This window comes from Acutalibacter sp., from assembly GCF_056800975.1.
The window spans coordinates 40,294-48,150 of sequence record NZ_JBQISV010000005.1 but is presented as its reverse complement, the minus strand read 5'-3'; the positions used below and the strand labels follow the sequence as shown (position 1 = coordinate 48,150).

8 protein-coding genes and 1 pseudogene are annotated in these 7,857 nt (G+C 58.4%); 2 read left to right on the top strand and 7 right to left on the bottom strand.

Features of this window, described 5'->3' with window-relative positions; genetic code table 11:
- A pseudogene (locus tag ACTO5E_RS01380) lies at positions 1-192 on the top strand (MobC domain-containing protein); the annotation flags it as partial.
- Between the two features lie 435 nt (positions 193-627).
- Here ACTO5E_RS01380 and ACTO5E_RS01375 read toward each other — a convergent pair.
- A complete protein-coding gene (locus tag ACTO5E_RS01375) occupies positions 628-1,179 on the bottom strand; it encodes an ATPase (RefSeq protein WP_482300898.1) in 552 nt (183 codons plus the stop codon).
- Positions 1,180-1,314: 135 nt separating this feature from the next.
- Between ACTO5E_RS01375 and ACTO5E_RS01370 the strand changes: the two genes are divergently transcribed.
- Entirely contained in the window at positions 1,315-1,578 is a 264-nt protein-coding gene (locus ACTO5E_RS01370) for a type II toxin-antitoxin system prevent-host-death family antitoxin (protein ID WP_482300897.1), read from the top strand.
- A 41-nt stretch (positions 1,579-1,619) separates the two neighbouring features.
- Here ACTO5E_RS01370 and ACTO5E_RS01365 read toward each other — a convergent pair whose 3' ends face one another.
- The 6 genes from ACTO5E_RS01365 to ACTO5E_RS01340 all read right to left on the bottom strand — a co-directional run bounded on the left by ACTO5E_RS01365 (position 1,620) and on the right by ACTO5E_RS01340 (position 7,855).
- Positions 1,620-2,111: a helix-turn-helix domain-containing protein gene (locus tag ACTO5E_RS01365; protein WP_482300903.1), complete on the bottom strand. Its 492-nt coding sequence runs from the start codon at positions 2,109-2,111 to the stop codon at positions 1,620-1,622.
- A 26-nt stretch (positions 2,112-2,137) separates the two neighbouring features.
- Positions 2,138-2,494 carry a sigma-70 family RNA polymerase sigma factor gene (locus tag ACTO5E_RS01360; protein ID WP_482300896.1) on the bottom strand — a complete coding sequence of 119 codons (357 nt, stop codon included), beginning with the start codon at positions 2,492-2,494 and terminating at the stop codon, positions 2,138-2,140.
- Positions 2,495-2,561: 67 nt separating this feature from the next.
- Positions 2,562-3,539: an asparaginase gene (locus ACTO5E_RS01355; protein WP_482300894.1), complete on the bottom strand. Its 978-nt coding sequence runs from the start codon at positions 3,537-3,539 to the stop codon at positions 2,562-2,564.
- Positions 3,540-3,927: 388 nt separating this feature from the next.
- The gene (gene asnA / locus ACTO5E_RS01350; protein ID WP_482300893.1) at positions 3,928-4,929 is read right to left on the bottom strand and encodes an aspartate--ammonia ligase; all 1,002 of its coding nucleotides are present in this window, start codon (positions 4,927-4,929) and stop codon (positions 3,928-3,930) included.
- Between the two features lie 129 nt (positions 4,930-5,058).
- Positions 5,059-6,978, bottom strand: a complete 1,920-nt coding sequence (locus ACTO5E_RS01345) for a hypothetical protein (protein WP_482300891.1) — start codon at positions 6,976-6,978, stop codon at positions 5,059-5,061.
- Positions 6,950-7,855: an ABC transporter ATP-binding protein gene (locus ACTO5E_RS01340; protein WP_482300889.1), complete on the bottom strand. Its 906-nt coding sequence runs from the start codon at positions 7,853-7,855 to the stop codon at positions 6,950-6,952. The genes ACTO5E_RS01345 and ACTO5E_RS01340 overlap by 29 nt, the downstream gene beginning before the upstream one ends.
- Positions 7,856-7,857: the final 2 nt, after the last annotated feature.

Here is a 7,857-nt window from a genome sequence, read left to right as displayed (position 1 = left end):
GGCATGACCCGGGAGTTGAAGGAGATTGGCAGCAATATGAACCAGATTGCGTTCATGGCTAACGCCACCGGCCTTGTGGACGAGGGAAAGTATTACGAGGAAGTAATACACCTGCGGGATGCACTGCGTCGGATTGAGCAGGCGGTTACTGGAGTGAAAGATGCTCCAGTTGACTTCGATGAAGAAAGTTAAGGCACGGCACCATGAGCAAGTATATTGTACAAGCTCTCAGTCATATGAGTAAGTGATATGGAGGTGCCGCCTTTGCCCAAGAGTCAGGATTTCAAGATTGTCATGCACTACCCCCAGAATGAAGACGGAATACGCCATCTATCCCAGCGAGTAGCCCAGGCCCATGCAGACGCGGTAATACATAAAGTCAACGGTACGCGGGGTTCCGTCAGAGAAAGAATTGAGTTGATGAAAGCAGTGACCAACGCCGCGAAAAGCGAGCGTATCGTTCCTGCAAATGATGAGCCAAGTCGCTAACAAAAATTAAAAGCTATAACAAACATATTAACACAAATCAAAACAAGGATAGGAGAAAATCTGTCCATGAAAAACTTAATACTGCGGCTTTATGCGTAAAAGTCCCAGAGAGTATTATTGCTCTCCGGGACTTTTGCTTTATAAAATACCCATTAACTCTTTCAGCCACTCCGGCGGGCTTTGGGTGATGGCCAGCAGTTCCCCGTTTTCATACCGCGCCACCTCCACAAATCCGTTGCCATTGTCAAAGAAGCGCGCCTCGTCGCAGTAGGGCAGCACCCTCACAAGGGCCTCGAACCGCCCAGCATACCGCCGCTTCACGTCTCGCTGGGGAATATTGTGCCCACCCTTCCTGACACGGCCCTCAATACGTTGTAAGCTTTCCTCTAAGCTGTCCAATCCAACATAGTAGAGCCTGATGGTGTAGCCTAGCTCCTTTGCCTGCCTGATGGTGCGCTCTGTCCGCGCACCGGCCAGGGTCGTTTCCTGAGTGAAGTTCAGCCCCTTTGTCAAGGACTCGTTTATCTTCTCGACTGCCGCCCGACCACCGGCTCCATAGCCGCCAAGTTTAGCCGACAGCTTGTCCGGGTCGATGATAATACCCAGGTCATCCCGCTCTGCCTTCAAGGCTCCGGTGAGGCTGGACTTCCCGCAGCCGTTTACGCCGCCGATGATGGTATATAGTTTCACAGTGCGTTCCTCCAAAGGTTACTTTATTTTATTATAGCACATGGCTCACGGAATAGAAAGAAAAAGTTTTGCTGTAAAATTCGCGGTTGAATTTCGCAGCGAGATAGTATATACTAAAAAAGGGAGCTGAACAGTATGCCGAACATCAAGCCTATCTCTGACCTGAGAAACTATACCGAAGTTCTGCGGGACGTGGACGTGGGCGCGCCGGTCTTCCTGACCCGCAACGGCCGGGGAAAGTACGCCATCCTGGACATGGCCGACTATGAAAAGCTGCAGGCCTCTATCTGGCTGATGAACGAGCTGGAGAAGGGGCGGCGCTCTGGCGAGGAAAAAGGCTGGTTGACGATAGAGGAAGTTGAGGCCCACTTTCATGAGAAAACTCAGAATGAAGAATAAGCTGCCCCCGGAGAGTTTGTGTCTTTCCGGGGCCTTTTGCTTTATGAGATCAAATATTTTTTCAGCCTCTCCCAGCTTTTCCTACTGACCTTCTTCCTCCCCACCTCCCAATCCCTCACCGATTTCTCCCCGACCCCTGCCAGCTCCGCAAACGCTTTCCGGCTCAACCTCAATCTTTCCCGAGCGGTGCGTATCTGGTCAACTGGTCCATCATAAAGAAACCGGCTATACCCATCTAGCAAATCCTCAACCGGCACTTGGTACAGCTCCGCCAGCTTGTCCACCGCATGGGCTGGATATTCGCGGCAATCCCCGCGCTCCATTTCCTCGTACAGAGTTTGAGAGATACCCACCTGCTGGGCCACCTCTTTCTGCATCAACCCCAGCCGATACCGACACCAACGTAAACGCTCAGGCGCTGTGTGCAGATATTCATACCGCCTGCCTATACCCATTGAAAACACCCTAAACGTATGCACATAAAGCGGCGCACACCTTCTATTCCGGCACATCAGATACCACCCATCTCCCATCGTCACACTTACCCTCCATGCAGAAGTCATGTGAGCATAGGTTTTTCAATACACTTCGACGCATAGCTGGAAAGCCGGATGCCCTTGCCGGGGTCGAAGCTGTCTACCGCTTTAATCAGGCCAATGGCCCCGATAGAGATCAGGTCCTCCTGGTCGCTGCCGTTGACATAGTATTTTTTGACGATATGGGCGACCAGGCGCAGGTTGTGCTCGATGAGGGTCTGGCGGGCGGCGGCGCTGCCCTTAGCCATCTCCTCCAAAGCCTGCTTCTCCTGGGCGCTGGTGAGGGCCCGGGGAAAGCTGCCTGTGCCGGTGACATGGAGCATGACCGCGAACACATGAGAGAACAGGTCGATCAGCTGATTGAAAAGCATTGCCAGCATGTGGCTCACTCCTTCCTATGGTTTTATTCATATGATGAAGTGAGAGAAAAACTGCCTGTACCCTCTTTCAGAACAACAAATCATAATTGACAGGGGTGTAAAACAGCCGCCGGACCTCCTCCGGGTCCCGGGTCTGGCCCAGCACCCACATCAGCTTGGTGACAGTGGACTCCAGGGTCATGTCGTAGGGCTCCAGCAGGCCGCAGCGCTCCTTGACCCGGCGGCCCACCTGGTAGACAGACAGGTCGCTGCCCTCCTGGGGCACCTGGGTGGCAAGCACCACGGTTTTGCCCGCCTGAGCCAGGGCGTCCAGCTGGTCCAGGTACAGGTCGGGGATGCCGCCCACGCCGTAGCTCTCAATAATCAGCCCGTCGCACAGCTGCCCAGAGGCGGCAAAGGCTCCCGGGTCCAGGCCGGGGATGAGCTTGAGCAGCGCCACCCGGGTGTTCAGGCTGTGGGTGAAGGAGGGAGCCCCGCTCTGGGCGCAGGGGATGAACCGCACCACCCGGTGGTCGCGAATCTCCGCGATGTCGGGAAAATTGATGCTGGAAAAGGCGTTGTAGCTTTTGGTGCGGGTTTTGCGGGCCCGGGTGCCTGCAATGACATGCCCCCCGAACACAATGCACACGCCGCTGTCCCCGGAGCAGGCGTAGCGCAGGCTGTCCAGCAGATTCTGGCGGGCGTCGGTGTCCTCCTGGTCAATGGGCTTCTGGGCCCCGGTGAGGACAATGGGCTTGCGGGTATTCTGAATCAGGTAAGAGAGAGCCGCGGCGGAATAGGCCAGGGTGTCGGTGCCGTGGCAGAGGACAAAGCCGTCGTAGCAGTGGTAGTGGTCCTCAATGATGCGGGCCAGCAGCTGCCAGTGCTGGGGGGCAATGTTGGTGCTGTCCAGGTTCAGGGGCTGAATGGCCTCTACCTGACAAAAGCCTCGGGCGTCCGGCACCCGGGCCAGCAGCTGACTGGGGTCCAGGGCAGGGGCAAGGCCGTTCTGGGTTTTGGCACAAGCAATGGTGCCGCCGGTGGCAATGAGCAAAATACGTTTCATAAAAAATCACTCCGTATGGAAATGGTAAGGGGAAAAACACGCGGTCCAGGTGCGTCAGGCGCGTGACAGAGTACGAGACAGCGCTTCACGGCATTGACCTTAAAGTGTGCTCCTATAAGCGTTCGGACGCGCCTTTTTGGCAGACTTTTGCCGGCTTCTGCGCCAAAAACTCTTGAGGTACGCAAGGTACATAAGGATTGCGAGCACAGCCTCTTACTCAGCTTAGGGGAACAAGCTCTAAAACTGTCTTTGCGCTCTGCCGGAAAATGGGGAAAGAAAATCGATCGCCTCCTTTCCTCATGCCACACATTACTATACACCCATTTCCGCCAAAAAGAAAGAAAAAATTCCGCCCGCAGCCGCGAACGGAATTCCTTATTCTTTATATTCACAGCAGGACAACGCCTGCCGCCTTGCACTTCTCTCTGGTCTCCTGGTCCCAAAGGGAGGCCTGGACCTCGCCAATGTGGGCCTTGCCCAGCAGCAGCATACACAGGCGGCTTTGGCCAATGCCCCCGCCAATGGTGAGGGGCAGCTCCCCCCTCAGCAGCATCTGGTGGAAGGGCAGTGCCCGGCGGCTGTCGCAGCCCGCCTCGGTGAGCTGCCGGTCCAGGCTCTCCGGGTCCACCCGTATGCCCATGCTGCTGATTTCCACCGCCACCCCCAGGGGCTCGTGCCAGAACAGCAGGTCGCCGTTAAGCTGCCAGTCGTCATAGTCCGGGGCCCGGCCGTCGTGGGGCTTTCCGCTTTTCAGCTTGCCGCCAATCTGATGGATAAACACGGTCTTGTGCTCCTGGGTGAAACGGTTCTCCCGCTCTTTGGGGGTCAGCTCCGGCCAGCGGTCCTCCAGCTCCTGGGCGGTGGCAAAGGCCACGTCCCGGCACAGCTGGGCGTCCAGGTCGGAAAACTGCCATTTCAGCTCATCCAGGGTGCCGCATATGGCGCTGACAATTTTCTCCACCGTGGCGGTGAGATAGGCCCCGGTCCGGTCCTCCCGGCGGATGACCTTCTCCCAGTCCCACTGGTCCACATAGATGGAGTGAAGATTGTCCAGCTCCTCGTCCCGGCGGATGGCGTTCATGTCCGCCACCAGGCCGTTGCCCGGAAAAAAGTCGTAGTCATGCAGGGCAAGCCGCTTCCATTTTGCCAGAGAGTGCACCACCTGCCCCTCTCCCCCCACAGCGGGAATATCAAAGCCCACCGGGCGTTCGACTCCGTTCAGGTCGTCGTTCAGGCCTGTGGCCGGGTCTACAAACAAGGGGGCAGTGACCCGCTTGAGGTGCAAAGCCGCGCATAGCTTGACCTGAAAGATGTTCTTGATGAGGCCAATGGCCTTTTGGGTGTCGTAAAGGCCCAGGGTGGGGGTGTAGCCGCAGGGGGTGACAGTCATAGGGAGCACATCCAATCTTATGAAACTCCGCCGTCTGGCTTTTTCAAAACCAGGTGGGAAACCGGCGTGTTAAGGTGATTATATCACAGAATATGCAGCTTGTCTATCAAATATTGCAAAAAGATAAAATCAACGCTCTTGATAGGCCTTTTCCAGCAGAGCATAGGTAGAGGGCATCTCGGGGGTGACGGTGAACACCGTGGCAGCGCCATAATAATCCCGGCGGCTCATGAACAGCTTTTTGCCCGCCGCGGGCTCCACAGAGTTCCCCTGCTCCGAAAACTGGTAGAGAAGGCCCCCTTTGGCTGTAAACCCGTCCCTGCCCTCATAGCGCAGCCGGTATATGGTCTCCTGGTTCTCTGTCAGCCAGCTGTAGGTGGAGCAGCGTCCGGCTTTCAGGTCCTCCCGCAGAGCGGCCTCCACCTTTTCCGAAAAGCCTTTGGGGAGCTCCGCCAGGTCTATAGGGTTCTGGGGGGACTCGTCGGTGGTCTCAAAGGGCCAGTGGTAGTCAGTCCAGGCGTCCTCCGACTGCTCCATCTGAATCTGCTCTACATGGGACAGGGCCTGGGACGCGTTGACGGGAACCACGCTGTCGATATACTCCTCCGAGCGGGTAATCTCCTCAATCAAAGCCTGACACTGATCAAACAGGGCTTGGCTCTCTGGGTTGGGCCTGCTGTCCCAGCTCAAGCTTCGGTAGACCCGCGCGTTCAGCGCGAGATGGCCCAGCTCCTGGGCGGGGTAGGCGTTACGCCCGGGCAGGTAGGGGTACTGGGCGGCGCGCTCCACCTGCAGCCACTGGCTCCACAGCTCTTTCACCCGGGCCAGCAGCTCCGGGCTGGTGATGCCAGGCTGCAGCTGCTGAAGCTGCTGATTTTTTTTGCCGGGCCCGGTCTTCCTGTCTGTCACCGGGCTGCCGTCCGTAATAATCGTCCTGAACTCCTGGCTCCCGTCCACCTGGGCGCAGATCACCTCCTCCCAGTCCACAGGCTGGTCTCCCGTCCCGCCAAAGCCGGTGGAGATAAACCCCAGGCCCAGGGCTGTCAGCCCCACAGAGACTGCCAGGGGCGCCCAGTGCCGGAGCAGGCCCTTCAGGCTGTGGCGGTAGAAGGCCTCGGTGGCTGCCCAGACCAGAGCCAGCGTCAGCGTCATGCTCCCCAGGGTAAGGGGGATGCCCCAGCCGCCCCAGGTTTCGTAGTAGGCCATTTCGGCCATGTGATAGCCCACAAAGGCCGCGGCGCACAGGGCAAGCCCCACCCGGATGAGAAGCTCGATAGGGCGGCACCGCCGGGGCATGCCTGCGTTCTCGCTTTTGCGGTGGCAGTACAGCCAGTATGCCCCGGCCCCCAGCAGCAGGGCAAACCCGGCCATCCACACCAGCAGCGGGCCAATGCCCTCCTGGTTTGTGGGTAGGAATACCAGCGCAAGCGGCGGGGAGCCTGCCACGGTGGGATTGTTCGGGTTCGGGCCCAAAAGCGAGGGCATCCAGGGCAGGGTAATAGAGGCCAGCGCATTCCAGGACAAAAGCAGCGCCGGCCAGAGCAGGGCCAGCACTCCGGTGTTCAGGGCGTACTCAAGGTAAGTGCCGCTGGCCGCTGTGATCAGGAAGCAAAAGGCCAGGGTAGCCGCGCCTAAAATCAGGAGGACGGCCACAGTCGGCCATTCCGCATGGTTGCTCATGGGATAGAGTATTGTGATCCCCGGGCGCAGCCCAAGGGCCACCACAACCGGCGCCCACAAAGAGGCCAGCGTGGGCAAAAGGCTCCCCCAAAAGCGGACGCCCCGGCTCACAGGCATGGCCTCAATCCAGTCGGACTGGGCGCGGCCAAAGCACTCGCTGAGCAGCCAAGCTGGCATGACAAAGGAGTAGGCCGCCATGCAGGCGCTCAGGACTATCAGAGTTTCCTGCGGGCTGGCCAGGGGCACAAGGGTCCCCAGAACAAACAACGCCCAGTATGCCAGACTGACCGGCAGGCCCCGCCGGAGCTGCCAGAGGCACACCCGCCCCAGGTCATGCATTCTACTTGCTGAGTATGTTTTCGATGTCATAGCCAGACGCCTCCATTTCACTGATAAATACTTCTTCCAGAGACAGCGGAACCATCTCCCGGAAGCTGGGAGAAAACTCCTCCACTGCCGCCAGCACCTCCTCCTGGTTGCCCCTTGCCACAAAGGTGACCAGAGAGCCGCTGACCTCCCAGTTGGTGACGCAGAGCTTTTGCTTCACATCCTCCAGGCGTGGCATTTGGGGGAACACAGCCTGCACCCGGCACAGGCTCAGGCGCATGTCGTCCAGGTCCTGCTCCAGCACCAGTCCCCCCTTGTGCAAAAGGGCCAGGGTGTCGCAAAAGTCCTCCAGCTCCCGCAGGTTGTGAGAGGCCAGCGCCACAGTCATCCGCCGGTCCGCGGCCTCTTGGGCCAGCAGCTTTTTCACCAGCTTGCGCACCACCGGGTCCAGGCCGTCGAATACCTCGTCCAGCAGCAGAAGCTCCGGGCGGCTTGAGAGGGCCAGAATCAGCCCCGCCTGCCGCCGGTTCCCCTTGCTCAGCTTGCGGTAAGGGGCGGCTTCATTCACAGGGAACAGAGCGCACAGCTCCTCAAACCAACGCTGGTCCCAGTTGGGGTAAAATTTTGCCTGAACCTTCCCCAGGTCCTTCAGGCAGCTGTGGGCAGGGAGCCATTGCTCATCCGGCAGAAACCGCAGCCGGGCTTGAAGCTCCTGGTTCTGCCAGGGAGAGCCTCCGTCCACCAGAGCCTCTCCCCCATCCGGCCGGTAGACGCCTGCCAGTATGCGCAGCAGGGTGGACTTCCCCGCCCCGTTGGAGCCTACCAGCCCAAAGATGCTGCCCTTCTGCACGGTCAGGCTGACTCCGTCCAGAGCTGTTGTCTGGGAAAAACGTTTGCACAGCTGTTTTATCTCTATCATGC

Coding starts and splice junctions, on each gene's coding strand:
- asnA (WP_482300893.1), bottom strand. CDS start 4,929: ATGACTGTCACCCCCTGCGGCTACACCCCCACCCTGGGCCTTTACGAC.
- ACTO5E_RS01365 (WP_482300903.1), bottom strand. CDS start 2,111: ATGGGAGATGGGTGGTATCTGATGTGCCGGAATAGAAGGTGTGCGCCG.
- ACTO5E_RS01360 (WP_482300896.1), bottom strand. CDS start 2,494: ATGCTGGCAATGCTTTTCAATCAGCTGATCGACCTGTTCTCTCATGTG.
- ACTO5E_RS01345 (WP_482300891.1), bottom strand. CDS start 6,978: ATGACATCGAAAACATACTCAGCAAGTAGAATGCATGACCTGGGGCGG.
- ACTO5E_RS01340 (WP_482300889.1), bottom strand. CDS start 7,855: ATGATAGAGATAAAACAGCTGTGCAAACGTTTTTCCCAGACAACAGCT.
- ACTO5E_RS01370 (WP_482300897.1), top strand. CDS start 1,315: ATGCCGAACATCAAGCCTATCTCTGACCTGAGAAACTATACCGAAGTT.
- ACTO5E_RS01355 (WP_482300894.1), bottom strand. CDS start 3,539: ATGAAACGTATTTTGCTCATTGCCACCGGCGGCACCATTGCTTGTGCC.